Below are 23522 nucleotides of genomic sequence, written 5' to 3' on the forward strand. Positions count from 1 at the left end.
ATGAATACGTCTCTGGTCACACTTACGATTGGTCAATCACCGCGCAGCGACATTCTGCCGCTGCTGCAGGAGCATTTACCCGCTGAACAGGTGGCACATGCTGGACTGCTCGACGGCCTGACGCTGGCCGACGTTGAACAGCAGTACGCGCCCGCGCCGGGCGACAAAGTACTGGTCTCGCGCATGACCAGCGGCGAGCAGGTGCGCCTGTCGGCACCCAAAGTGGAGCAGGGATTGCAGCGAAAAATCAACGCGCTGGAACAGCAGGGCTACGACACTATTCTGCTGTTGTGCACCGGCGAGTTCGGCACGCTGAAAACGCAATCCGCCTTGCTGCTGGAGCCGGATCGCATCATTCCGCCGCTGGTGCGTGCAATTGTTCAGGAGCACAAAGTGGGCATTGTGGTACCGGTCAAAGAGCAGATTGCCGAGCAGGCCAGTAAATGGCGCAATCTGAACTGCCCGCCGTGTTTTGCGGTTGCCAGCCCTTACCTGGCAGAGCAGTCGGATCTGGTGGAAGCAGGATTGTCGTTGCAGGAGCAGGGGGCGGATGTGGTGGTACTGGATTGCATCGGTTACCACCAGAAGCACCGTGATTTCCTGCAGAAAATGCTGGGTATTCCAGTACTGTTATCGAACGTGCTGGTGGCCAAGCTGGCAGCAGAATTGATCGTCTAATGCGAAGAGATCACAACTTGCGATCTGTGGCGCTATTTCGCGTGACAGATCAGCGAGTTCCTTAGTAATCTGCCAGTCACGATAATGTGCTGTGAGGAAGTAATATGCTCAATACGAGTGAGTATTTCGACGGAAAAGTGAAATCCATTGGTTTCGACAGCGTCACTATTGGCCGTGCCAGCGTCGGCGTGATGGCGGAAGGTGAATACACCTTTGGCACTGCTCAGCCGGAAGAGATGACGGTAGTCAGCGGTGCACTGAAAGTGCTGCTGCCGGGCGAAACCGAGTGGAAATGGTACGAAGCCGGTTCCGTTTTCAGCGTACCGGGCCAGAGCGAATTCCATTTGCAGGTGGCCGAGCCTTCTTCATATCTGTGCCGCTACTTGTAAGACTTAAAATGGCCGCGCGATGCGGCCATTTTTTAACGCCAAATCTTCACATCAAGCAGTTGTGTCTGTTCCTCAGGCTTGTCACCTATCTTCGCACTGATTGGAACCATCACTTTCAAATCATCGATCCACGCCTGACGTGACACGAGTGCCGGCTGTTTATCAGATTCAATCAGGCAATCCACGCGTAAATAGTGACCGCTGAACGCGGGGTTAATTTCGTGAGCGTTGCCGCCTTCGTAAACATTGCAGGTTTCACTTTGATAACTTTCGCTGACCCTTTTCACCGGGTCCTCATTGATCAGCACACTTTTATACTGCTGCCCGGCATGCAACGGGTAACGTAGCGTGGTGTCCAGCTTTTTAAGTCGAGTCGGATAGGAAGCTATCGACATGGCAAATTCGAGTTGTGTGTCGTTTGCTAACGATAACCGCTGTACTTTCCAGATACCGTAATCTTCAAGTTTGCGAATAAAGCCTTGCTCGTCTACATCCATGCGTACTTTGACTTCACCGCTACGATTTTTCTCTACCCAGCTGATCTGACGAAAACGTGGCGTCGCCCAAGGATGAATAATCGATTTTGCCTGCTGCTGCACTGAGGCAGATAAAGGAAATCTTGCCATGACAGAGGAAGAATTAGCGCTTAGGTCGGGTAGCACAGGCATGGCTGTTGTGCTGAGAGGCTTGTGTGTAGCGGCGGTAAAGCGCCCCAGCGCGCGAAAGTGCTGCGGATCGGCCAGCGAGCAAAGCTGAATGAAGTTTTTTTCCAAAAGCGTTGTTAACGGAAAAGAGGATTTTCGCCGCTCAATATCTGCACTATCGAGCGAGTCAGTCACATAGCCATTTTCATCAATATCCTGCGCAGACACAGGAATATGTAATTGCGTTTTACAGTTAAAGCGGTAATTTTCAACTTTCAGCGCATAAGGTGCATCGTACGGTGGATCGAAGTCCTTAGCTGCATAATCGTAACCAACACGTACCTGCAATTCATCGCCGTCGCGCTTTAGATTAGCGATGTCAATCAACGCTGTGCTGCCATACTTATCTTCGGTTTGAATTTTTTCCCACACGACAGCTCGCTCGGGTAGCGAGCAAATCCGTTTAATGATTTCAGGATCCTGGTTTGGGCCGGGCTGTGGGGCCAGATAGTGGCTGAATTCAGAACCATAAAAGCGGCCTTTTGTCGCCCCATCATTATCCAGGAAGTTACGATAGAGTGCTTCAGCGCGTAGCGTTTTACAGTCGTAGGCTTGCCACACTTGCATGGCGCCGCCTTGTTTTCCGGCCAACGCAACCATGACATTAAGACGATCACCAATACGCACTGCATTGAGTCGGGTAATGACTGGTTCGCTGAAACTACTGACGGTGAATAGTGAGAGTGCGCCGAATAATACCGCGCGTTGAATTGAAGAAGACATATGCAGACTCCCTTTGCCGAAAGAAGAGGCTATCGGCAGCGCAGGGCAAAACTTAAGGAAGACGTTTTGCCCTGCATTGTCATCGTCGTTAACGCTTCGCTTCGCCGCCTAACGCTTCCACCAGATTAGCGATCAGCGCGGCCAGTTCGCTGGTCATCAAAATGAAATCGGCATCGAAACGCTGAGCGAAATCATCGCGGTCAATGTCATCATTCTGCTCACGCAGCGTGTCGCTAAACTTCAGGCGTTTCACCGAAGCATCATCGGCGATGACAAACTGAATGCGTTCCTGCCAGTCGAGCGCCAGCTTAGTGACCACTTTACCGGCTTCAATATGCGTGGCGATTTCATCGGAGATCAGATCCTGCTTCTTGCAGCGGATCACGCCGCCATCTTCCAGCATCGCCTTCAGCTCGGCTTCATCCATCAGGGCAAAACCGGCCGGCAATTCACCGGAACGCACCCATTCAGTCAGCGTCAGCTCGATCGGATTCTCCAGCGTCAGCGGCACCACCGGCAATGAACCGAGGCTTTTACGCAGCAGTGCCAGCGTATCTTCGGCTTTTTTGGCGCTGGCGCAGTCAACGATGATCAGGTTATTGACGGTATCGATCCACATAAACGTCTGGCTAAAGCGGCTAAACGCGCGCGGCAGCAGGCTATGCAGCACTTCATCTTTTAGCGAGTCTTTCTCGGTCTTCTTCAGCTTGCGGCTCTGTTCCGCCTCCAGCTTGTCGATTTTGGCTTCCAGCGCCTGTTTCACCACCGGCGATGGCAGGATCTTTTGCTCGGTGCGCGCGCAAATTACCATCTGACCGTTGATTTCATGCGTCAGCGCTTCGCTGCGGTTGCCCATCGGTGAAACCCAACCGGTTTTCGCCATATCCTGGCTGCCGCACGGGGAAAAGGTGAAGGCGTCGAGCTGCTTTTCCAGATCGTCTGCGGACAGCGGAATGTCACGATTCAGACGATAAACCATCATATTTTTAAACCACAACATCGGGATTCCTTACCGTGGGTGCGATCGGGCGCACAAGTCTCAAAGTCAGCGCGCATGATAGCGAAACATCGGATTCGTTTCATTGCCTTTCCCGATTCAGCCTTCTACTGTATTGGTCACCAGAACGAATAATGAGGAATAAATCGTGCGGATTGGGATTGATTTAGGCGGCACTAAAATTGAAGTGATTGCACTCTCCGATCGGGGACAAGAGTTGTTCCGCCATCGCGTCAATACGCCGCGTGATGACTACGCTGCCACGGTTCAGGCGATTGTCGATTTAGTGCTGTTAGCGGAAGAGAAAACCGGGCAGCAGGGTACCGTCGGCATCGGCATTCCGGGCACGATTTCGCCTTACACCCAGCGGGTGAAAAATGCCAACTCCACCTGGCTAAACGGGCAACCGCTGGATAAGGATTTGGCGCAGGCGCTGAATCGTGACGTGCGCATCGCCAATGACGCGAATTGTCTGGCGGTTTCCGAAGCGGTGGATGGAGCAGGCGCCGGAAAGTCGCTGGTGTTTGCGGTGATTATCGGTACCGGTTCAGGCGCGGGCGTGGCGATTGGCGGCGAGTCGCGCATCGGCGGTAACGGTAACGCCGGCGAATGGGGCCACAATCCGCTGCCGTGGATGGATGAAGATGAGCTGCGTTACCGCGCGGAAGTGCCGTGTTATTGCGGGTTGCAGGGATGTATTGAGACTTTCGTGTCTGGCACCGGTTTTGCCATCGATTACCAGCGTTTGAGCGGTAAGGCTTTGAAAGGGGCTGAGATCATTAAGCTGATTGAGCAGCAGGATCCCGTGGCAGAGCTGGCGATGAATCGCTACGAAATGCGCCTGGCGAAATCGCTGGCGCAGGTGGTGAATTTACTTGATCCGGATGTGATTGTGCTGGGCGGCGGAATGAGCAATAACGATCGTCTGTATCAAACCGTGCCGGCGCTGATGAAGCAGTGGGTATTTGGCCGTGAGTGTGAAACCCCGGTGCTGAAAGCGGTGCACGGTGATTCAAGCGGCGTACGCGGTGCGGCGTGGCTGTGGCCGGTGAAGGGTTAACAGAGGTCGCCATGAATGGCGACCTGCAAACATCACTCACCTATTAACATCGAATCCTGCGGCGCGTTATCGCGTTGTGATTTGGTGGCCAGGAAGTAGACGTAACCCACCGCCATAATCGCCACGAACAAGCCACCGATCACCGGGTTAAACCACAGCATTGCCACCAGACACACCAGCGACAGCACCAGCGCAATGCCCGGCACAATCGGATAGCCCGGCGCGCGGAAGCTGCGTTCCATTTCGGATGCCGTGCGGCGCAGCTTAAACAGGCTCAGCATGCTCATCAGGTACATCACAATCGCGCCGAACACCGCCATGGTGATCATCGCGGCGGTTAACGTCATGCCCTGCAAATTGACGAAACCATCGCTGTAAATCGCGGCGATCCCTATTAAGCCACCGGCGATAATCGCGCGGTGCGGCGTCTGGAAGCGTGACAGTTTCGCCAGGCTTTGCGGCAGATAACCGGCGCGGGCGAGGGCGAAAAACTGGCGGGAATAGCCCAGAATAATGCCGTGGAAGCTGGCGATCAGGCCAAACAGACCGATCCATACCAGCATATGCATCCAGTTAGAGTGCTCACCAACAATCATCTTCATCGCCTGCGGTAGCGGATCGTTGATGTCGGACAGCTTGCGCCAGTCGCCCGCGCCGCCGGCCAGCAGCATCACGCCAATCGCCAGCACCACCAGCGTCATGATGCCGGTGATGTAGGCTTTAGGAATGGTTCGTTTGGGATCTTTGGCCTCTTCGGCTGCCATTGCGGCACCTTCAATGGCCAGGAAGAACCAGATGGCGAACGGAATGGCAGCGAAGATACCTGAGAGCGCAGGCATGCCAAAGTGATCGCTACCGGCCCAGCCGTTGGCGGCGAAATTGGCGATGCTGAAGCCCGGCGATACCACGCCCATAAACACCAGCAGTTCAAGTACCGCCAGCACGGTGACCACCAGTTCGAACATCGCTGCCAGTTTCACGCCCAGAATATTCAACGTCATAAACACCACGTAAGCACCCACCGCAGCGGTTTTCGGATTGAGATCGGGATATTGCACGTTGAGGTAGGCGCCAATCGCCATCGCGATAGCGGGCGGTGCGAACACGAACTCAATCAGTGTGGCCAGGCCGGCAATCAGGCCGCCGGTTTCACCGAAGGCGCGGCGGCTATAGGCAAACGGGCCGCCGGCATGCGGAATCGCGGTGGTCAGTTCGGTAAAGCTGAAAATGAAGCAGGTATACATAGTGGCGATCATCGCGGTGGTGATCAAAAATCCCAGCGTGCCCGCCACGCCCCAACCGTAACTCCAGCCAAAATATTCACCGGAAATCACCAGTCCAACCGCGATGCCCCACAAATGCAGGGTGCCCAGCGTGGGTTTGAGCTTAGTCGTCATCATCTTCTCCCCGTCGTCATTGTTGGTGCGGCAGCTTCACCGCGCTTTTTTATTGTTTGCGCTACAGTGAAGTGATAATGCCGCCGCCTTATGCGGGAAAACTTGACGCGGGCGCAGTGAGTTTTGTCCTCCACGGTCAACTCTGCGGCAAGAAAAGTGCCAGATGCACGCTGCGGTCAACTTTGGGTTGTCTGCGGTCAAGCGGTCAGGACGACGTCATTCCATGCTGATAACACGTGCTTGATGCTGGAGACTGATGAATGAGTGCCGAACAATCCGATACCTTAACCGATGCGGAAATCACCTTATTGGCGCACCAGGCGCTGGCCCGTTTTCCTGCCGCGCTGTGCGGGGAGCTGAAGCTCCTGTGTCGTTCTGAAAATGCCACTTTCTTATTGATGGCGGCGGGCAAGCGTTATGCGCTGCGGCTGCATCGTCCTAATTATCACAGCAAAGCAGATATTCTGAGCGAACTGCTGTGGCTGGATGCGCTTCGCGATACCGGGATTATGGTGCCGCAGGCGATCCCCACCAGCGAGGGTGAAACCGTGCTAACGCTGCCGATGGCGGATGGCGGCGAGCGCTACGCGGTGCTGTTCCATTGGATCGAGGGGGAGATGCCAACTACCGATGTCGATCCCAAAGCCTTTCAGCAGCTGGGAGAGATTACCGCCCGCCTGCATCAGCACAGCCGTAGCTGGCAGAAACCGGCCGCTTTCCAGCGCATCATTTGGGATCATCACACCATGGTCAGCGATCGCAGCCATTGGGGACGCTGGCAGGATGCGCCGAATCTTAATCCGGCCGATCACGGCATCGTTGCGGAGGCGGTGGCGCGAGTGGGGCAAGAGCTGCAGGGCTTTGGCAAAGGCGCGGATCGTTATGGTTTGATCCACGCCGATCTGCGTTTAACCAATCTGCTGCTGCACAAGGGCGAAACGCGGGTGATCGATTTTGATGACTGCGGGCTCGGCTGGTATCTGCACGATCTGGCGGCGGCGGTCAGTTTTGTCGAGCACCATCCACGCGCTGCCGAATGGGTAGATAACTGGATCCTCGGCTATGAAAAAGTGGCCCACATCAGCGATGAAGAGATGGCGCTGGTGCCGACGCTGCTGATCCAGCGGCGTATTCAGATGACAGCGTGGATGGGATCGCACGCGGAAACCGACATGGCGCGAAGTCTGGGGCCGCAGTGGGCCGATCATTCGGTACGGCTTTGCCGCCGTTATCTGGAAACCAATCAGCTGCCGCTCGGCGTTTGATGCACCAGCAGTGAGCAGCTTTGCGCTGTCACTGCGCAATTGAGGTCGCCATCAATGGCGACCCTACGACAAAACCCGCAGATCATCCGCCTGGTATGAAAATTGCTGGAATCCTCCACCTGTTTCATTCACGCCACCCTGTGAGGTTCTAATGCAATCAATGATGACACCGACGGCAGCGTTTAGCGCGTTATCCGTCAGCGCCAGCAACCGTGGCGTGCTGGCGGCGGCGGCCACTGGACTTAGCGCGTTTATTACGGACAAGGGCGGCGATGTCGATCGCATCTTCGGTATCAGCGGGATTAACTCAGAGCTGTTGGCAAGCCCAACGTTAAGTCTGGGGTTGGTGAACTATTGTCGCGTGATGGAGGAGGCGGCGCGTCACTCCGGTTTTGATAACTTCGGTTTGCATTACGGCAAGCAGTTCAAACCGCAGTCATTAGGCCTGATTGGTTATATCGGCCTGTGCTCGCCGACGCTGGAGCAGGCGCTGCATAACGTAGTGAATGCCTTTCCGTGGCACCAGCACGATACGCTGACGCGGCTGGTGGATAAGGGCGACTGCTGGCGGCTCGATTACCAGGTGCGCCACGGCGCCATTCTGTCGCGGCGTCAGGATGCAGAACTTACGCTCGGCATGTTCCTCAATTTGATCCGCCACGTGGCGGGGAGAAACTGGGCGCCGCGCGAGGTACATTTCGAACATCCGCGTCCTGAACAGTGGCACGAGCACTGCAAAGTCTTTGATGCGCCCGTGTGGTTTGATCAGCCGTTTAACTCCTTATTGATCCCGAAGCGCGATCTGTTGCGCACCATGCCAGAGCAGGATCCGATGCTGCTGATGGTGATGCAGGATGCCATTCGTCGCCTTAACAGTTCTGCCAGCCTGCAAAGCGTGGTGGAACAGGCGCGCTCGCAGGTCAATCTATCATTGATGCAGGGCGAACCGGTGCTGGAAGAGATTGCTGAAAAAATGGGGCTGTCGAGCTGGTCGCTGCAACGGCGACTGCGCGAAGAGGGGATCAGCTTCACGGCGCTGGTGGATAAGGTGCGCTGTGAGATGGCCACGCATTATCTGCAACAAAAGCAGCTGCCGATCTCGGAAATGGCGCTGCTGCTCGGTTACTCCGAAGTCAGCGCCTTTTCACGCGCCTTCCGCCGCTGGTTTGGCATCAGCCCGCGCCAGTGGCGCCAGGATGGGCTGGCGAGCTAGGGGCAAAACCGAACCACGCCGGTTGTTTGCGATCGGGCGGGGGCGGTAGATCTTTGGTTTGGCCAATAAGTTGCCAGGCGCGCAGGCACAGCGTTTCATCGCCTTGCGTCTGGGTCACCGCATAGCGCCCGCTGGTTTGCCACTCCAGACGCACCAGACATTGCTGACCAGCATAACGCGGGGCATCGCGGAAATGCTGGTTAAGCTGATGCTGCATCTCATCAGCCCATTTACAGGATGCGCTGCCCGGCTCGCTCTGCGGCTGGCACAGATTGACGATGCTATCCTGTTGCTTTGGCTGAGAATGCTGGCAGGCACTCAGTAAAGCAATAATCATTAACCCGCCCAATAATCCCATCATTCTATTAATTAAATTCATTAATATGCCTATTTTTCACTAAAGGTTTTCTCTCGCTCTGCCGACAGTCTACAGACCGACTCAATCAATGCTATGGCATTACTCTGACAGTCGGCAGAACCAGAATTTGCCGCAGTCTTGCGGTGTTATCCCTTCTTGATTCATGGACTAGAAATGCAGAAAAAATATGCCCTTGCGGCACTCTCCTTGTTAAGCGCGACGCTGATTAGCGGCTGTGCCACCGAATCGTCACGCGCCATTGAAGCGCCACAGGTACGTGCGGCCAGCCAGCCTGCGTATCAAGGCGTACGCAGCCCGATTGCCGTTGGACAGTTCGATAACCGTTCCTCGTATATGAATGGCATCTTCTCAGATGGTGTTGATCGTCTCGGCAATCAGTCAAAAACCATTCTGGTTACGCATTTGCAGCAGACCAATCGCTTCAACGTGCTGGATCGTAGCAACCTGAAAGAGTTGCAGCAGGAAGCGGGCTTTAAAAAGAGCGAGCAGAATATCAGGGGTGCCAGCTACATCATCACCGGTGATATTACTGAGTTTGGTCGCAAAGAAGTGGGCGATCAGCAGCTGTGGGGCATCCTCGGTCGTGGTAAGAGCCAGGTCGCGTACGCCAAAGTGAACCTGAACGTGGTGGATGTGACCACGTCCGAAGTGGTGTATAGCGCGCAAGGTGCCGGTGAATACCAGCTGTCGGCACGTGAGATCATTGGCTTTGGTGGCACCGCCAGCTACGACTCTACGCTGAATGGCAAAGTGATGGATTTGGCGATCCGTGAAGCGGTGGATCACTTAGTGGATGGCATTAACAGCGGCGCATGGCGTCCAGCGAAATAAGGATATTGAGCATGAAAATGTTGCAACTGAGTGCGGCACTGATCGCCGCAGGCGTGCTGGCGGGTTGTGCGCCTAAAGCACCGGAGCCGATCTATTACTGGGGGGATTACCAGCAGCAGATCTACAGCTACTACAAAAAAGATAGCGATCCGCAGAAGCAGATCGACGCGCTGAATCTGGATATCGAAAAAGCCAGGGCCGTTAATAAGCCGGTCGCACCGGGTCTGCACGCGCAGCTGGGGCTGCTGTATGCCAAAACCGGTGCTACCGATAAAGCCTTCGGACAGTTTGCTACCGAAAAACAGCTGTTCCCGGAATCTGCCCCCTATATGGACTTTCTGATGAAGAAAAAACAAGGAGTTGCACAATGAAGAAACTCATTGCTGCTTGTGGCGTGCTGGCGGCACTGCTGCTGACCGGCTGTGCACCGCATAAAAAACCCTACGACTACAGCGCATTCCGCGCCAGCAAACCCGCCTCTATTTTGGTATTGCCGGCAGATAACAAAGCTCCTGATGTGAACGCGGCGAGCAGTTTCACGTCGCTGGTAACCGAACCGCTGGCAGAAGCGGGCTATTACGTGTTCCCGGTCGCGGTGGTGGATGAAACTTTCCAGCAGAATGGATTGACTAACGGTCATGAAATTCAAGCGGTTAGCCCACAGCGCCTGCACGATATTTTCCATGCGGACAGTGCACTTTATATTTCCGTTAACGATTACGGCAGCAGCTATCAGGTGATCCAGAGCGTCACTACCGTATCGGCGACGGCGCGTCTGGTGGATTTACGCACGGGTAAAGAGATTTGGCAGGGCGTTGCCACCGCCAGCGATGCGGAAGACAACAACAATAACAACGGCGGCCTTATCGGCATGCTGGTGTCGGCAGCCATCAAGCAGATATCCAGCAATGTCTCGGATAAAGCCCATACCATTGCCGGCGTTACCAGCGCTCGCCTGTTAGCGCAAAACGAGCAGGGCGGTTTACTGGTCGGCCCGCGCTATAAGTTGGCGACCGTAAGGTAAAAACCAGGTGCGCAGCAATGCGCACCCTTCGTAAGGTCGCCATTTATGACGACCTGGTTTACTCGCCCGGCAGCTCCAGCTTGCTGTAACCCAATCCGTTCATCTTGCGCACTCTAATCTGCACGGGAATGCGCTCTTTCATCGCTTCAACATGGCTAATCACGCCGATGGTTTTGCCGCTGGCGTTTAACGCGTCGAGCGCATCCAGCGCGGTATCCAGCGTCTCGGCATCCAGCGTGCCGAAGCCCTCATCGAGGAACAGCGATTCGATACGCGTTTTATGGCTGACCAAATCGGATAACGCCAGCGCCAGCGCCAGACTTACCAGGAAACTCTCACCACCCGACAGCGTGCGCGTATCGCGCGTGGCATCCGCCTGCCAGGTATCCACCACTTGCAACTCCAACTCCTCGCTGATGCGGCGCTGCAGCAGGTAGCGACCATGCAAACGATCCAGCTGCCGGTTCGCCAGCCATACCAGGTGATCAAGCGTCAACCCCTGCGCGAAACGGCGGAATTTATCGCCTTTGGCCGAGCCGACCAGATCGTTCAGTCGACCAAGCTGTGCAAGCTCCACTTCCCCGGCGGCGATGTGTGCCAGCAGCGCCTGCTGCTGTTGACGCTGTTCGGCATCGCTCTGCAATTGCTGCTGCGCTTCACCCTGCTGACGGGCATTGTCGCGCAGCGCAGTACGCAGCTGTTCCAGCTGCTGCTGGATGTTGGCGGCGGTGTCATCGCGGAGATCCGCCGGACGCTGCTGCTGATGTGCGGCTTGTCGCAGGGTGAGCTGCTCGTGTAGCGTGAACTGCTGCTGACGCTGCTGCTCAAGCGTTTGCAGCCGCTGACGCAGCTGCTGCACCTCGCTTTCCTCCAGCAGTGCGGCACGCAGTGCGGCTTCATCAGCAAAATCACTCTGCTGTAGCGCCGCCTGCAGGGCGGCTTCAGCCGCGGCTACGCGATCATGCAACGTCTGCTGCTGCGCGGCAATTTCCTCACACTGCCCCTTCAGGCCGTGCAGCGCGCTTTGCGCCTGTTGCCATTGCTGCAACTGCTGCGCCAGCACCTGTTCACACTGTTGCAGGGCGGCATGCTGCTGCTGACGCGCTGTCGCCACTGATTGCTCGCCAAACAGCTGCTGACGTTGCTGCTGCAATTGCTGCTGCTGCTGCTGCAAGGCGCTGAGCGTTTGCTGTAGCTCAGCGCTGCGCCGCTGTTCACGTTCCAGATTCTGTTGCAGGTTGCTGCGTTCGCTCTCGGCTTTTGCCAGCTGTGGCTGCAATTCAGCTAGCAACCGCTCACTATCCTGCCATTTCCTCCAGCGCTGCTGTAGTGCGTCGAGCCAGCTATCGCGCGCGGTCGGCTCTGGCAGGCTGAGCTGATGCTGCTCTACCTGGTGTGACAGCTGCTGCACCCGCTGCTGATGCGCATGGCGTTCGCTGCTTTCATGCTGGCTATGTTCTTCCAGCACGTGCTGGATAGTGGCGATCTGCTGCTGCGCCAATAGCTGCTGGTTTTGGTGCTGTTGCCACTGCTGCTGCTGTTGCAGATGCGCATCCTTCGCCTGCTGTGCGGCGCGCGCCGCGTCTTCCCGCGCCTGAAGCTGCTGCTGTTGAGTCAGTTCCTGTGCATCCTGCTGCTGCTGCCATTGAGCAAATTCGGCCTGCTGCTCCAGCGTGCAGGTAAGTGCCAGCTCACCACACAGCGCTTGCCACTGAGTGGCTGCCGTCGCAATCTGCCGATCGTATTCGCTGATTTCCTGCTGCAATGCCTGCTGCTGTTGCAGTGACAGTTTCTGCTGCTCGCCTTTAGCAGTACCGGATTCTTTTAGCTGCGCCACGCGTGTTTCCAGCGCGTTCAGACGCTGCTGATTTGCGCCAGGTTCAAGCTGCTGATATTGCGCAATCGCCGGATGCTGACATGAGCCACACAGCGGGCAGGGCTGATCTGGCTGCAACTTTGCACGTTCCTCGGCCAGCTGCGCAATGGTGCGCTCCAGCTCGCAGATTCTACGCACATCAAGCAGCGCCTGATGTTCCCGCTTATAATCCTCGCGCAGCTCCTGCAACGCCTGCTCTGCTTGCTGATGCTGTTGCTGCAGCTGGACTAGCTTCTGCTGACGCTGTAAGCGTTGCGGTTGTAGCGATTGCCACTGTGCGGCGAGCAGAGTGAGCTGGTGGCGCGCTGGACGCTGTTTTTGATGCTGGGCAAGGGCGGTCCGCAGCTGCGAGCTGCTGAGTTCATTCTCAAGCGAAGTCAGTACTTGCTCTGCTTGCAGCTGTTGCAGTGCGGCCTGTGCTTCAGCCTGTTGCAGAGGCTGCGCGGCCTGCTCGCGCTGTGCCTGCGCCTGTTGCAGCTGTTCAAGCTGGCTGCGCTGCTGCAGCTGTTTTTGAGCCAGCTGTGTCAGCGCCTGTTCGCGTTCGGTCAACCGGGCAATGTCGGCCTGCCAGCGGGTTATTTCTGCGCCCCAATGGGCCACCGCCGCTTCGCGGCTACGATATTCCTGCTGCTGCGCCAGCTGCTGCTGTAAACGTTCACTCACCTGCTGTTGCAGGGTGAGCGCGCTTTGGCTGTTTTGCAGTGTCAGTTGCTGCTGGGCATGCAGCCGCTGCTGTTCCTCGAGTTGTTGCGCCGTATGCGCGATGTTGTGATCGAGCGGAATGACCTGCTCGGTGAGCAGCGTTTCCAGCCGCTGCTGCTGTTGTAGCGCCTGCTCACGCGCCTGTTGTGCTGCCTGATAGTGGTTCTCGCTCTGCTCTAGCGTCGCTTTGGCTTGCTGCTGCTGGCTCTGCAACTGCTGTGAGTGTTGTTCCAGAGCCTGCCGATCGGCTTGCAGCCGTTCGCGCTGCTGGAGTTTATCGCGCAGCTTTTCCGCCGGTTCCGCGCGCGCCAGGCGCTGACGATCGCTATCGGCCTGCTGCCATGCCTGCTGTGCGCTCAGCAGCGCCTGTTCGGCCTGCTGCTGTTCCTGCGCCAGCTGCTGTGACTGCGTCAGCCACTGCTGCTGCAGCTGGGCCTGTATTAGCTGTTCGCTTAACGCTTTTTCCTGGGCGCTCAGCTCCGCCAGCTGCTGCGTCAGTTCTGCCCGTCGCGCTTCATCCAGCAGCAACATGCCGCCCGCGCGGGCGCGCAGCGTCTCCAGCTCGCCACGTGCGCTGCGCCAGCGTTCGTAGATTTGAATTGAAATTTGTCCGTAGATCTCGGTGCCGGTGAGCTCTTCCAGCAGCTCGGCGCGTTCGCCAGGTTTCGCATTGAGGAAGGCGGCAAACTGGCCCTGTGACAGCATCATTGAGCGGGTAAAGCGGGCGAAATCCAGCCCTGATAAGGTTTCGATCGCTTTTAACTTGTCGCCCACTTTATCGGCGATGATTTGATTATCGGCGACGCGGGCCAGCTCGACGCGCGGCGCCTGCAATTTGCCGTCAACCAGACCGCGTGCGCGGTTTTGGCTCCAGAAGGCGCGCCAGGCTTCGCCTTTGATTTCGAATTCCACTTCTGCCAGACATTCGGCGGTGTCACGGGTGATCAGCTCATTCTGCGTTTGCGACAGCACGCCAAGGCGCGGCGTCTGGTGATAAAGTGCCAGGCAAATGGCATCAAGCAGCGTCGTTTTGCCCGCGCCGGTGGCACCGGTAATGGCAAACAGGCCGTTGCTGGCGAAAGGCTCGCGACGGAAGTCGATAAACCATTCGCCGCGCAGCGCATTGAGATTTTTAAATCGGAGCGTCAAAATTTTCATGCGGATGGATTCTCCAGCGCTGCAAGCTGGCGGCGGAACATCAGCGTCAGCTGCTCGGCCTGCTCAGCATCCAGCTGCTCTTCCTGCGCCAGGCGGCGGGCAAAAACCTCTTCGACTTTTAATTCGCTCAGGGTTTCGTTTTCCAGACGTTCCAGGCTGCGCTGCCGCTGTTCGCGGCTGCGGCGCACCAGCAGCACTTCAACCGGTAGATTTTCCGTTAATGCTTCGATGCGGCGCTGCAAATCGCTGAGATATTCCTGCGTAGTGATCTCAATATCCAGCCAGGTGGGATGTTCGCTGGCGCGCTCGCTGAACTGCGCCAGCTGATGTTCGATCTCCGCCATTGAGCCCTTAAGCATCTGCATCGGCTGGAATAGTGGAATGGTCAACGGCGTAACGGCATCAAGCGTGGCGCTGAACTCCAGTAGAAACACGCTCTTTTCACGCCCAAGTTCGTCAAAGCTGAGCGGGATCGGCGAGCCGCTGTAGCGAATATGGTCGCTGTTAGCGATGCGCTGTGCGCGATGAATGTGGCCGAGCGCGATGTAATCAGCCGGTGGAAACGCCTGCGCCGGGAAGGCATCCAGCGTGCCGATATAGATGTCGCGCACCGAGTCACTTTTGGTGACGCCAACGGTGGTGAGATGGCCGGTGGCGATAATGGGCAGTTTGTTCGTCAGCGCCTCGCGCTGCGCCAGGGCGGCGGCAAAGCACTGCTGATAGTGCTGCTCGATCGCTTCCAGCAGCGAAAGCTGTTTCTCGCGCCCGGATTGTCCGGCCTGGCTGCGCAGAATATCGCGCGGGCGCAGGTAAGGAATGGCGCACAGCAGCGCGCCCGGCGCGCCATCGCGCTGCTTCAGCGTTAGCACCTGCTGCTCGCCCTGCGGTGTGGCGCTGGTGATCACCTGGGTATTCAGGCAGGCCAGCAGCTCGCGCGATTCATTCAGGGTGGCAACCGAATCGTGATTGCCCGCCAGCACCACCAGCTGACAGCCGCAGGGCTGCAGCGCCACCACAAAGCGGTTAAACATTTCACGCGCATAGCTCGGCGGCGAACCGGTATCAAACAGATCGCCGGCGATAATCAGCGCATCCACCTGATGCTGCACAATCTGATCCAGCAGCCAGTCGAGAAACGCCTGATGTTCCCTGGCGCGACTTTTACTGTAAAAGAACTGGCCAAGATGCCAGTCAGCGGTGTGAATGATGCGCATGTATGCTTCCTGCTAAATAAAAACAATGCGCAAGTATAACGGCTTCAGTAGCAAACGAAAAAAGGGGATTTTGCTTGTCACATTTCTGTTTTTTATCTATTTATCACGGGGCGGGGTTTTCATAAAAGTGTCATAAAACTGACGCATAATGGCGCCGCAAATCCCAGTGACACGGTGTCACACTAGCAGGAGTTACAATGGCTAAGCGCATTTTGGTTGTGGAAGACGAAGCTCCCATCCGTGAAATGTTATGTTTCGTGCTGGAACAGAATGATTACCAGCCTATTGAGGCGGAAGATTATGACAGCGCGATTGGTAAGCTGATCGAACCCTGGCCTGATTTAATTCTGCTGGACTGGATGTTGCCCGGTGGCAGTGGCATTCAATTTATTAAACATTTGAAACGCGAAGCGATGACGCGCGACATTCCGGTGATGATGCTGACAGCGCGCGGTGAAGAGGAAGATCGCGTGCGTGGCCTGGAAGTGGGCGCGGATGATTACATCACCAAGCCGTTCTCGCCGAAAGAGTTGATGGCGCGTATCAAAGCGGTCATGCGCCGAATTTCACCGATGGCGGTGGAAGAGGTGATTGAGATGCAGGGTTTAAGCCTCGATCCCTCCTCGCATCGCGTGATGTCCGAAACCACGCCGCTGGAGATGGGACCGACCGAATATAAATTACTGCACTTCTTTATGACCCACCCGGAACGCGTCTACAGTCGCGAGCAGCTGTTGAACCACGTCTGGGGCACCAATGTGTATGTCGAAGATCGTACCGTCGATGTGCATATTCGCCGTTTACGCAAAGCGCTGGAGCTCACCGGCCACGATCGCATGGTTCAAACCGTTCGCGGAACAGGGTATCGTTTCTCTGCCCGCTACTAAACGGAGTTTTTACCGTGCTGGAACGACTCTCCTGGAAGAGATTGTTGATTGAGCTGGCGCTGGTGTGTTTACCTGCGCTGGTGCTCGGTCTGTTGTTCGGTTATCTGCCGTGGCTGCTACTGATTGCCGTCACCGGCGTGTTGTTTTGGCACTTCAGGAATCTCATGCGCCTGTCGCACTGGCTGTGGGTCGATCGCTCCATGACGCCGCCTGCCGGGCGCGGCAGCTGGGAACCGCTGTTTTACGGTTTGTATCAGATGCAGCTGCGTAACCGCCGGCGTCGGCGCGAGCTGGGTAACCTGATCAAACGTTTCCGTAGCGGCGCAGAATCGCTGCCGGATGCCGTGGTGCTCACCACCGAAGAGGGCACCATTTTCTGGTGTAATGGACTGGCGCAGCAGCATCTGGGCTTGCGCTGGCCAGAGGATAACGGGCAGAACATCCTCAACTTACTGCGCTATCCCGAGTTTTCCCGCTATATCCGTCAGCGCAATTTTGACGCGCCGCTGACGCAGATCCTCAATAATCAGCATCATATGGAATTCCGCGTGATGCCTTACAGTGAAGGGCAATGGCTGATGGTGGCGCGCGATGTCACCCAGATGCACCAGCTGGAAGGCGCGCGACGTAACTTCTTTGCCAACGTTAGTCATGAACTGCGCACGCCGCTCACCGTGTTGCAGGGTTATCTGGAAATGATGGATGACGCAGTGATGAACGAGCGCACGCGCAGCAAAGCGCTGCACACCATGCAAGAGCAAACGCGCCGCATGGACAGCCTGGTAAAACAGTTGCTGACCTTATCGCGTATTGAAGCGGCGCCGGCCATCGATCTGAAAGAGACGGTAGATGTGCCGGGCATGCTGCTGCTGCTGCAGCGTGAAGCAGAAACGTTGAGCCAGGGACGTCATACCCTCCATTTCCATACCGATCCGCATCTCAAAGTATTTGGCAATGATGAGCAACTGCGCAGCGCCATTTCCAATCTGGTGTACAACGCGGTGAACCACACGCCGGAAGGGACGCGTATCGACATCAGCTGGCTGCGTACCAAACAAGGCGCGCAGTTTAAGGTGTGCGATGACGGCCCCGGCATCAGCGAGCAGCACTTGCCGCGCCTGACTGAACGCTTCTATCGCGTGGATAAAGCACGTTCGCGCGCCACCGGCGGTAGCGGGCTAGGGCTGGCGATCGTGAAACACGCGTTGGGCCATCATAATGCGCGGCTGGAGATCACCAGCGTGCCGCATCAGGAAACCTGCTTCAGCTTTCTTCTGCCGCCACGGTTGATTGTGGCTAACGTGGCTCAAGAGCGTGTTAACACCTAGTGAGTCAATTTATTGCCTATGCATTCAGGTGCGCACCCTACGAAAACCCAGCTCCGCAAACGTAGGGGCGCCATTCATGGCGTGATGCCGCTCACTTAAGCAAAAAAATGCCTGTTTATGCAGGTGCGCATGAATGCGCACCCTACGAAAACCCGGCGATATCCACGTAGGGTCACCATTCATGGTGACCGATTCATGCTTAACTGACGAGCATTACGCCATTCATGGCGACCTATTCGCGCCTCGCTGGCTGCCATGACGCATTTAATTGCGCGATAAATCGCGCCGCGACAGAATAGAGCCCTTATTGAATTGCGGAACCACTCATGAAATCGCTGTTGCTCTCCTGCTTGCTGCTTTGCTCTGCTTTAGCGCACGCCCAACAAACTATGCTGACGGGCAATCTCAGCAGCGTGGGATCGGATACGCTAGGTTACCTGATGACGTTGTGGGGGGAAGATTTCAGCCGCCAGTCACCGGGTGTGAACGTGCAGGTACAGGCGGCGGGATCCTCAACGGCGCCTACCGCACTGGCGGCGGGAGCGGCGCAGCTGGGGGCGATGAGCCGTCCGATGCAGAGTGATGAACGTCAGCTGTTTATCGCCCGCTACGGCTACCCGCCGCTGGCGGTTCCGGTGGCGATGGATGCGCTGGTGGTGGTCGTTAATCAGGACAATCCGCTGTCGCACATCGCGCCGCAGCAGCTTGATGCGCTGTTTTCCATTACCCGACTGTGTGGCGCGCAACAGGTGCCGCAGCACTGGGGCGATCTCGGCTTGAGTCGCGGCGCATGGACGACGCGCAGCATTCAGCGCTACGGCCGCAACTCCGCTTCAGGCACTTGGGGTTTCTTTAAGCAGCAGGCGCTGTGTAAAGGCGATTTTCGGGCGGATGTCGCTGAATTTCCCGGTTCCGCAGCGGTGGTACAGGCCGTCGCCGCCACACCGAACAGCATTGGCTACGCTAGCTTTGGCTTTCATCTCAGCGGTGTGAAAATGCTGCCGGTGGATACGCCGGCGGGCGAAAGCGTGATGCCGGATGCCGAATCCATTCGTAGCGGCCGTTATCCGTGGTCGCGTCCGCTGTATATCTACGTGAATAAAGCGCCGGGCAAACCCTTACCGCCGCTGGTCAATGCCTTCCTGCATCAGGTGCTATCACCACAAGGACAGCGACGGGTGAGCGAAGCCGGTTATCTGCCGTTATCGGACAGCCAAATGGCACAGGCGCGTGCCGCCGTTGAAGGAAATTAAAGAACGTGCATCTGATCATGAAATTCCTTCATGTGAGCTGAAATTTCTTCTATTGCCGGGATGAGCATAGCGTGGCACTCTTCTTGGACATGTAGCCATCCAGATGGCTAAAATAACCCAATGAAATTATACCCTGTCGTAATTATACGTGGGGTTAAAGGAGTGAAGATGCCAGCTCAAGCCCCGTTCCGTGCCGATACCGTGGGGAGTTTCTTGCGTCCTGCCGCTATCAAACAGGCGCGCGAGCAGTTCGCCAAAGGTGAAATTAATGCTGACCAACTGCGTCAGGTTGAAGACCGTGAAATCCGCAATGTCGTCGAGCAGCAGCGCGCCAATGGCCTGCAAATCGTTACCGATGGTGAATTCCGTCGTGCATGGTGGCACTTCGATTTCTTCGGCGATCTGCTCGGCGTTGAGCTGTTCGAGGCGGAGCAGGGCATTCAATTCAATGGCGTACAGACCAAAGCCCACGGCGTGAAAGTCACCGGCAAAGTGGCTTTTAATCCGCATCACCCAATGCTGGATCACTTCCGTTTCCTGCAAAGCATTGCGGGCGATGCGGTGGCGAAGATGACCATTCCGAGCCCAAGCGTGCTGCACTTCCGCGGCGGCCGTAAGGTGATTGATGCCACGGTTTATCCCGACCTTAAGCAATACTTCGCCGATCTGGCGCAAACCTACAAAGATGCTATCAAAGCGTTTTACGACGCAGGCTGCCGTTATTTGCAGCTGGATGACACGGTGTGGGCCTATCTGTGCTCTACCGAACAGCAGCAGCAGATCCGTGAACGGGGTGAAGATCCACAGGAACTGGCGCGCATCTACGCTCACGTACTGAACAGCGCGCTGGAAGGCAAACCAGCAGATCTGACCGTTGGGCTGCATGTGTGTCGCGGCAACTTCCGTTCAACCTGGATCTCTGAAGGCGGCTATGAACCGGTGGCCGAAGTGCTGTTTGGCGGGGTAAATATTGATGCCTTCTATCTGGAGTATGATAACGAGCGTTCGGGTGGCTTTGAACCGTTGCGCTTCCTCAAGCCTGGCCATCAGCAGGTGGTTCTCGGGCTGATCACCACCAAAACCGGCGAGCTGGAAGACGCGCAGCAGGTGAAAGCACGTCTGCAGGAGGCGTCGCAGTTCGTAAGCCTGGAGCAGATTTGCCTGAGCCCACAGTGTGGTTTTGCCTCAACGGAAGAGGGGAACAGCCTGAGCGAAGCGCAGCAGTGGCAGAAGATTCGTCTGGTGGTCGATATCGCCAAAAGCGTTTGGTGATGCTGTAAACCTGAGCAAACAGGCGCGTAAATCGCGCCTTTTGTGCATTTTCAGGCGGATTTATGCAAAGAGATCTTTCGCTCTGAGGAAAGTTTAAGCAAATCATCTGGGGTGTTTTACCGCTAATCCGCCGTGATTCACTGCTTTATGCCGCTATCTTGTTATATCCTTCTGGTTTTCCGATCCTGTATTGCCTTTCTTCGCTATAAACGTTCTAATTTGCGCCGTTGTCGATTTATCCCTCTGCGAACAGAAGAAAAGTAGTTTAAATCACCTGCGCTTTGGCGTTTTGACCGGTATAACACGCTGGTCTTGTCAGTTAAACCCTTGTTTTAGCGCATCCAGAGGACAACACGAACCCAACTTCCACCGCAACATCAGCTACAGGCAGTACAGAAGTTTATGACACACCGTTTAACCTCCAAGGATATCCTGGCGCTGGGCTTTATGACGTTTGCCCTGTTCGTTGGCGCAGGAAATATTATCTTCCCACCGATGGTGGGTATTCAGTCTGGCGAACACGTTTGGGTGGCTGCTCTCGGCTTCCTGATTACTGCTGTAGGTCTTCCGGTGATCACCGTTATTGCGCTGGCGCGCGTTGGCGGCGGCATTGATGCGCTGAGCTCACCGATTGGTAAAGCGGCTGGTTTGCTGCTGGCAACCGTCTGCTACCTGGCCGTTGGACCGCTATTTGCGACTCCGCGTACGGCCACCGTCTCCTTTGCCGTGGGTATTGCTCCGCTGACTGGCGATGGCGCCATGCCGCTGTTTATCTACAGCCTGATTTACTTCGCGCTGGTGATCGGCATTTCGCTTTATCCGGGCAAATTGCTGGATACCGTGGGCCATTTCCTCGCACCGCTGAAAATTCTGGCACTGATTGTACTTGGCGTTGCCGTACTGATCTGGCCAGCTGGCGGCCTGTCGCCGGCCACTGAAGAGTATCAGCGTGCGGCTTTCTCCAGCGGTTTCGTCAACGGTTATCTGACCATGGATACGCTGGGCGCACTGGTGTTCGGTATCGTCATCGTCAATGCGGCGCGTTCACGCGGTGTTGAAGATGCTAAATTGCTGACGCGCTACACCATGCTGGCTGGCATCATCGCGGGTATCGGTTTAACGCTGATTTATCTGACGCTGTTCAAACTCGGCAACGATAGCGGTGCATTGGTGGCGCAGAGCGCCAACGGTGCAGAGATTCTGCATGCTTACGTACAGCAGACGTTCGGCGGCATGGGCAGCTTCTTCCTTGCAGCGCTGATCTTCGTGGCCTGCATGGTGACGGCGGTTGGACTGACCTGCGCTTGTGCAGAATTCTTTGCGCAATACCTGCCACTGTCGTATAAAACGCTGGTATTTATTTTGGGTCTGTTCTCCATGGTGGTGTCGAATCTCGGCCTGAGCCATCTGATTCAGATCTCGATTCCGGTGCTGACGGCGATTTATCCGCCATGCATCGTGCTGGTGGTATTGAGTTTCACCCTGAAATGGTGGAATAAAAGCACGCGTATCATTGCGCCGACCATGCTGATAAGCCTTCTTTTCGGTGTCGTGGATGCGATTAAAACCACCAGCTTTAAAGATGTGCTGCCGCTGTTCAGCCAGCATCTGCCGCTGGCCGATCAGGGGCTCTCCTGGTTGCCGCCGTCACTGGCGATGCTGGTGATTGCCGCAGTGGTCGATCGGGCCAAAGGACGTGAACAGGTCGCTGTGCATCAGTAAGTGACACTGCTGTTAATTTCGACCACGGGCTCGCCCGTGGTTTTTTCATTTCAAGGTACTGAGTGTTATGCAAGAAACCAATAAGCTCAAACGCGGACTGAGCACGCGCCACATTCGCTTTATGGCGCTGGGATCGGCAATTGGTACTGGGCTGTTTTACGGCTCGGCTGATGCCATCAAAATGGCGGGCCCTAGCGTGCTGCTGGCGTACATCATCGGCGGTGCGGTGGCGTACATCATCATGCGCGCGCTGGGTGAGATGTCGGTGAACAATCCGCAGGCCAGCTCCTTCTCGCGCTATGCGCAGGACTATCTCGGCCCGCTGGCGGGATACATCACCGGTTGGACCTACTGCTTTGAAATCCTGATTGTAGCGATTGCCGACGTAACGGCTTTTGGTATCTACATGGGCGTGTGGTTCCCCGAGGTGCCGCACTGGATATGGGTGCTGAGCGTGGTGCTGATTATCGGTGCCATTAACCTGATGAGTGTGAAAGTGTTTGGCGAAGTGGAGTTCTGGTTCTCGTTCTTCAAAGTCGCCACCATCATCATTATGATCATCGCGGGCTTCGGCATGATTTTCTGGGGTATTGGCAACGGTGGGCAGCCGACCGGTATTCACAATCTCTGGACGAACGGCGGCTTCTTCGCCCACGGTATCGTTGGCATGCTGCTTTCGCTGCAGATGGTAATGTTTGCCTACGGCGGCATTGAGATTATCGGCATCACGGCCGGTGAAGCCGACGATCCAAAGACCTCAATTCCACGTGCCATCAACTCGGTACCGATGCGTATCCTGGTGTTTTATGTCGGCACGCTGTTCGTGATCATGTCGATTTATCCGTGGAACCAGGTTGGCACCTCAGGCAGCCCGTTTGTGCTGACCTTCCAGCATTTGGGCATTGCCGCCGCGGCCTCGATCCTTAACTTCGTGGTGCTGACGGCGTCGCTGTCAGCGATTAACAGCGATGTGTTTGGTGTAGGGCGTATGCTGCACGGCATGGCGCAGCAGGGCCACGCACCAAAGGTGTTCCAGAAGATCTCTAAGCGCGGCATTCCGTGGGTCACTGTTGTGGTGATGATGCTGGCGATGCTGGTTGCGGTGTATCTGAATTACCTGATGCCGGAAAAAGTGTTCCTGGTGATCGCCTCGCTGGCGACCTTTGCCACCGTTTGGGTGTGGATCATGATTCTGCTGTCGCAGATCGCTTTCCGCCGCAAGATTGGCAAAGAAGAAGCCGGTAAGTTGCAGTTTGCCATGCCGGGCGGCAGCGCCACGGCGTGGTTCGGCGTGCTGTTCCTGGCGTTTATCATCGGATTGATTGGTTATTTCCCGGATACGCGCGTGTCGCTGTATGTCGGTTTCGCGTGGATTGTGTTGCTGTTACTGGCGTGGCCGCTGGTGAAAAAGCATAAGCGCTGATGTTGTTATTCCAGGTGCGCATTTCTG

General features: G+C 56.1%; 20 protein-coding genes. 14 read left to right on the forward strand and 6 right to left on the reverse strand.

All coding sequences use genetic code 11. The annotated features are described in order from the left end of the window. Window positions 1–678, forward strand: coding sequence for an AroM family protein (locus ACIP6T_RS00545; protein WP_400454779.1), 678 nt, complete (start codon window positions 1–3; stop codon window positions 676–678). A 104-nt stretch (window positions 679–782) separates the two neighbouring features. Next, a complete protein-coding gene (gene ppnP, locus ACIP6T_RS00550) occupies window positions 783–1067 on the forward strand; it encodes a pyrimidine/purine nucleoside phosphorylase (RefSeq protein ID WP_007887052.1) in 285 nt (94 codons plus the stop codon). A 32-nt stretch (window positions 1068–1099) separates the two neighbouring features. Here the strand turns inward: ppnP and ACIP6T_RS00555 are convergent, their stop codons facing one another. Beyond that, complete coding sequence (locus ACIP6T_RS00555) at window positions 1100–2494, reverse strand: hypothetical protein (RefSeq protein WP_400454782.1); 1395 nt, start codon at window positions 2492–2494, stop codon at window positions 1100–1102. 88 nt (window positions 2495–2582) lie between these two features. Beyond that, window positions 2583–3494: a recombination-associated protein RdgC gene (gene rdgC, locus ACIP6T_RS00560; protein WP_097094758.1), complete on the reverse strand. Its 912-nt coding sequence runs from the start codon at window positions 3492–3494 to the stop codon at window positions 2583–2585. Window positions 3495–3639: 145 nt separating this feature from the next. Here rdgC and mak point away from each other — a divergent pair, with 145 nt between their 5' ends. Continuing rightward, window positions 3640–4551 (forward strand): fructokinase, encoded by a 912-nt coding sequence (gene mak / locus ACIP6T_RS00565; protein WP_345827177.1) that lies wholly within the window; start codon window positions 3640–3642, stop codon window positions 4549–4551. 32 nt (window positions 4552–4583) lie between these two features. Here the strand turns inward: mak and eat are convergent, their stop codons facing one another. Next, window positions 4584–5948 (reverse strand): ethanolamine permease, encoded by a 1365-nt coding sequence (gene eat, locus ACIP6T_RS00570; protein WP_400456996.1) that lies wholly within the window; start codon window positions 5946–5948, stop codon window positions 4584–4586. A gap of 260 nt (window positions 5949–6208) precedes the next feature. Between eat and ACIP6T_RS00575 the strand changes: the two genes are divergently transcribed. Together ACIP6T_RS00575 and ACIP6T_RS00580 are read left to right on the forward strand one after the other, a co-directional pair. After that, window positions 6209–7213 (forward strand): phosphotransferase enzyme family protein, encoded by a 1005-nt coding sequence (locus ACIP6T_RS00575; RefSeq protein ID WP_400454786.1) that lies wholly within the window; start codon window positions 6209–6211, stop codon window positions 7211–7213. A gap of 151 nt (window positions 7214–7364) precedes the next feature. Further along, a complete protein-coding gene (locus tag ACIP6T_RS00580; protein WP_345827176.1) occupies window positions 7365–8426 on the forward strand; it encodes an AraC family transcriptional regulator in 1062 nt (353 codons plus the stop codon). On the opposite strand, the gene ACIP6T_RS00585 is transcribed toward ACIP6T_RS00580, so the two are convergent. Beyond that, window positions 8386–8805, reverse strand: a complete 420-nt coding sequence (locus ACIP6T_RS00585; RefSeq protein WP_345827175.1) for a cell envelope integrity TolA C-terminal domain-containing protein — start codon at window positions 8803–8805, stop codon at window positions 8386–8388. The genes ACIP6T_RS00580 and ACIP6T_RS00585 overlap by 41 nt on opposite strands. 153 nt (window positions 8806–8958) lie before the next feature. Between ACIP6T_RS00585 and ACIP6T_RS00590 the strand changes: the two genes are divergently transcribed. The 3 genes from ACIP6T_RS00590 to ACIP6T_RS00600 are packed head-to-tail and all read left to right on the forward strand — an operon-like array spanning window position 8959 to window position 10660. Further along, window positions 8959–9636: a CsgG/HfaB family protein gene (locus tag ACIP6T_RS00590; protein WP_400454789.1), complete on the forward strand. Its 678-nt coding sequence runs from the start codon at window positions 8959–8961 to the stop codon at window positions 9634–9636. Between the two features lie 11 nt (window positions 9637–9647). Next, the gene (locus ACIP6T_RS00595; RefSeq protein ID WP_097094752.1) at window positions 9648–10007 is read left to right on the forward strand and encodes a DUF4810 domain-containing protein; all 360 of its coding nucleotides are present in this window, start codon (window positions 9648–9650) and stop codon (window positions 10005–10007) included. Beyond that, on the forward strand, window positions 10004–10660 hold the full coding sequence (locus ACIP6T_RS00600) for a DUF799 domain-containing protein (protein WP_097094751.1): 657 nt from the start codon (window positions 10004–10006) through the stop codon (window positions 10658–10660). Before ACIP6T_RS00595 ends, ACIP6T_RS00600 begins: the two co-directional genes overlap by 4 nt. 58 nt (window positions 10661–10718) lie before the next feature. On the opposite strand, the gene ACIP6T_RS00605 is transcribed toward ACIP6T_RS00600, so the two are convergent. Together ACIP6T_RS00605 and sbcD are read right to left on the reverse strand one after the other, a co-directional pair. Further along, entirely contained in the window at window positions 10719–14396 is a 3678-nt protein-coding gene (locus ACIP6T_RS00605) for an AAA family ATPase (RefSeq protein WP_400454792.1), read from the reverse strand. Beyond that, a complete protein-coding gene (sbcD, locus tag ACIP6T_RS00610; protein ID WP_400454795.1) occupies window positions 14393–15610 on the reverse strand; it encodes an exonuclease subunit SbcD in 1218 nt (405 codons plus the stop codon). Before sbcD ends, ACIP6T_RS00605 begins: the two co-directional genes overlap by 4 nt. Before the next feature lie 197 nt (window positions 15611–15807). Here sbcD and phoB point away from each other — a divergent pair, with 197 nt between their 5' ends. The 6 genes from phoB (at window position 15808) to proY (ending at window position 23495) form a co-directional block, all read left to right on the forward strand. Further along, window positions 15808–16497 (forward strand): phosphate response regulator transcription factor PhoB, encoded by a 690-nt coding sequence (gene phoB, locus ACIP6T_RS00615; protein ID WP_007887040.1) that lies wholly within the window; start codon window positions 15808–15810, stop codon window positions 16495–16497. Window positions 16498–16511: 14 nt separating this feature from the next. Next, complete coding sequence (gene phoR / locus ACIP6T_RS00620; protein WP_097094748.1) at window positions 16512–17825, forward strand: phosphate regulon sensor histidine kinase PhoR; 1314 nt, start codon at window positions 16512–16514, stop codon at window positions 17823–17825. Window positions 17826–18151: 326 nt separating this feature from the next. Further along, window positions 18152–19078, forward strand: coding sequence for a PstS family phosphate ABC transporter substrate-binding protein (locus ACIP6T_RS00625; RefSeq protein WP_400454798.1), 927 nt, complete (start codon window positions 18152–18154; stop codon window positions 19076–19078). Window positions 19079–19246: 168 nt separating this feature from the next. Further along, the gene (locus tag ACIP6T_RS00630; protein WP_097094746.1) at window positions 19247–20350 is read left to right on the forward strand and encodes a cobalamin-independent methionine synthase II family protein; all 1104 of its coding nucleotides are present in this window, start codon (window positions 19247–19249) and stop codon (window positions 20348–20350) included. 402 nt (window positions 20351–20752) lie between these two features. After that, on the forward strand, window positions 20753–22072 hold the full coding sequence (brnQ, locus tag ACIP6T_RS00635; RefSeq protein ID WP_097094745.1) for a branched-chain amino acid transporter carrier protein BrnQ: 1320 nt from the start codon (window positions 20753–20755) through the stop codon (window positions 22070–22072). Window positions 22073–22139: 67 nt separating this feature from the next. Continuing rightward, window positions 22140–23495, forward strand: coding sequence for a proline-specific permease ProY (gene proY, locus ACIP6T_RS00640; protein WP_097094744.1), 1356 nt, complete (start codon window positions 22140–22142; stop codon window positions 23493–23495). The last annotated feature ends 27 nt before the right edge of the window (window positions 23496–23522 follow it).

It is taken from the genome of Pantoea sp. NPDC088449, assembly GCF_044753225.1.
Lineage (GTDB): Bacteria > Pseudomonadota > Gammaproteobacteria > Enterobacterales > Enterobacteriaceae > Pantoea > Pantoea floridensis.

What these genes read in the sequence shown, in the direction of transcription:
- ACIP6T_RS00545 (WP_400454779.1), top strand. Translation starts at nt 1, where the DNA reads ATGAATACGTCTCTGGTCACACTTACGATTGGTCAATCACCGCGCAGC.
- ppnP (WP_007887052.1), top strand. Translation starts at nt 783, where the DNA reads ATGCTCAATACGAGTGAGTATTTCGACGGAAAAGTGAAATCCATTGGT.
- ACIP6T_RS00555 (WP_400454782.1), bottom strand. Translation starts at nt 2,494, where the DNA reads ATGTCTTCTTCAATTCAACGCGCGGTATTATTCGGCGCACTCTCACTA.
- rdgC (WP_097094758.1), bottom strand. Translation starts at nt 3,494, where the DNA reads ATGTTGTGGTTTAAAAATATGATGGTTTATCGTCTGAATCGTGACATT.
- eat (WP_400456996.1), bottom strand. Translation starts at nt 5,948, where the DNA reads ATGACGACTAAGCTCAAACCCACGCTGGGCACCCTGCATTTGTGGGGC.
- ACIP6T_RS00575 (WP_400454786.1), top strand. Translation starts at nt 6,209, where the DNA reads ATGAGTGCCGAACAATCCGATACCTTAACCGATGCGGAAATCACCTTA.
- ACIP6T_RS00580 (WP_345827176.1), top strand. Translation starts at nt 7,365, where the DNA reads ATGCAATCAATGATGACACCGACGGCAGCGTTTAGCGCGTTATCCGTC.
- ACIP6T_RS00585 (WP_345827175.1), bottom strand. Translation starts at nt 8,805, where the DNA reads ATGAATTTAATTAATAGAATGATGGGATTATTGGGCGGGTTAATGATT.
- ACIP6T_RS00590 (WP_400454789.1), top strand. Translation starts at nt 8,959, where the DNA reads ATGCAGAAAAAATATGCCCTTGCGGCACTCTCCTTGTTAAGCGCGACG.
- ACIP6T_RS00595 (WP_097094752.1), top strand. Translation starts at nt 9,648, where the DNA reads ATGAAAATGTTGCAACTGAGTGCGGCACTGATCGCCGCAGGCGTGCTG.
- ACIP6T_RS00600 (WP_097094751.1), top strand. Translation starts at nt 10,004, where the DNA reads ATGAAGAAACTCATTGCTGCTTGTGGCGTGCTGGCGGCACTGCTGCTG.
- ACIP6T_RS00605 (WP_400454792.1), bottom strand. Translation starts at nt 14,396, where the DNA reads ATGAAAATTTTGACGCTCCGATTTAAAAATCTCAATGCGCTGCGCGGC.
- sbcD (WP_400454795.1), bottom strand. Translation starts at nt 15,610, where the DNA reads ATGCGCATCATTCACACCGCTGACTGGCATCTTGGCCAGTTCTTTTAC.
- phoB (WP_007887040.1), top strand. Translation starts at nt 15,808, where the DNA reads ATGGCTAAGCGCATTTTGGTTGTGGAAGACGAAGCTCCCATCCGTGAA.
- ACIP6T_RS00625 (WP_400454798.1), top strand. Translation starts at nt 18,152, where the DNA reads ATGAAATCGCTGTTGCTCTCCTGCTTGCTGCTTTGCTCTGCTTTAGCG.
- ACIP6T_RS00630 (WP_097094746.1), top strand. Translation starts at nt 19,247, where the DNA reads ATGCCAGCTCAAGCCCCGTTCCGTGCCGATACCGTGGGGAGTTTCTTG.
- brnQ (WP_097094745.1), top strand. Translation starts at nt 20,753, where the DNA reads ATGACACACCGTTTAACCTCCAAGGATATCCTGGCGCTGGGCTTTATG.
- proY (WP_097094744.1), top strand. Translation starts at nt 22,140, where the DNA reads ATGCAAGAAACCAATAAGCTCAAACGCGGACTGAGCACGCGCCACATT.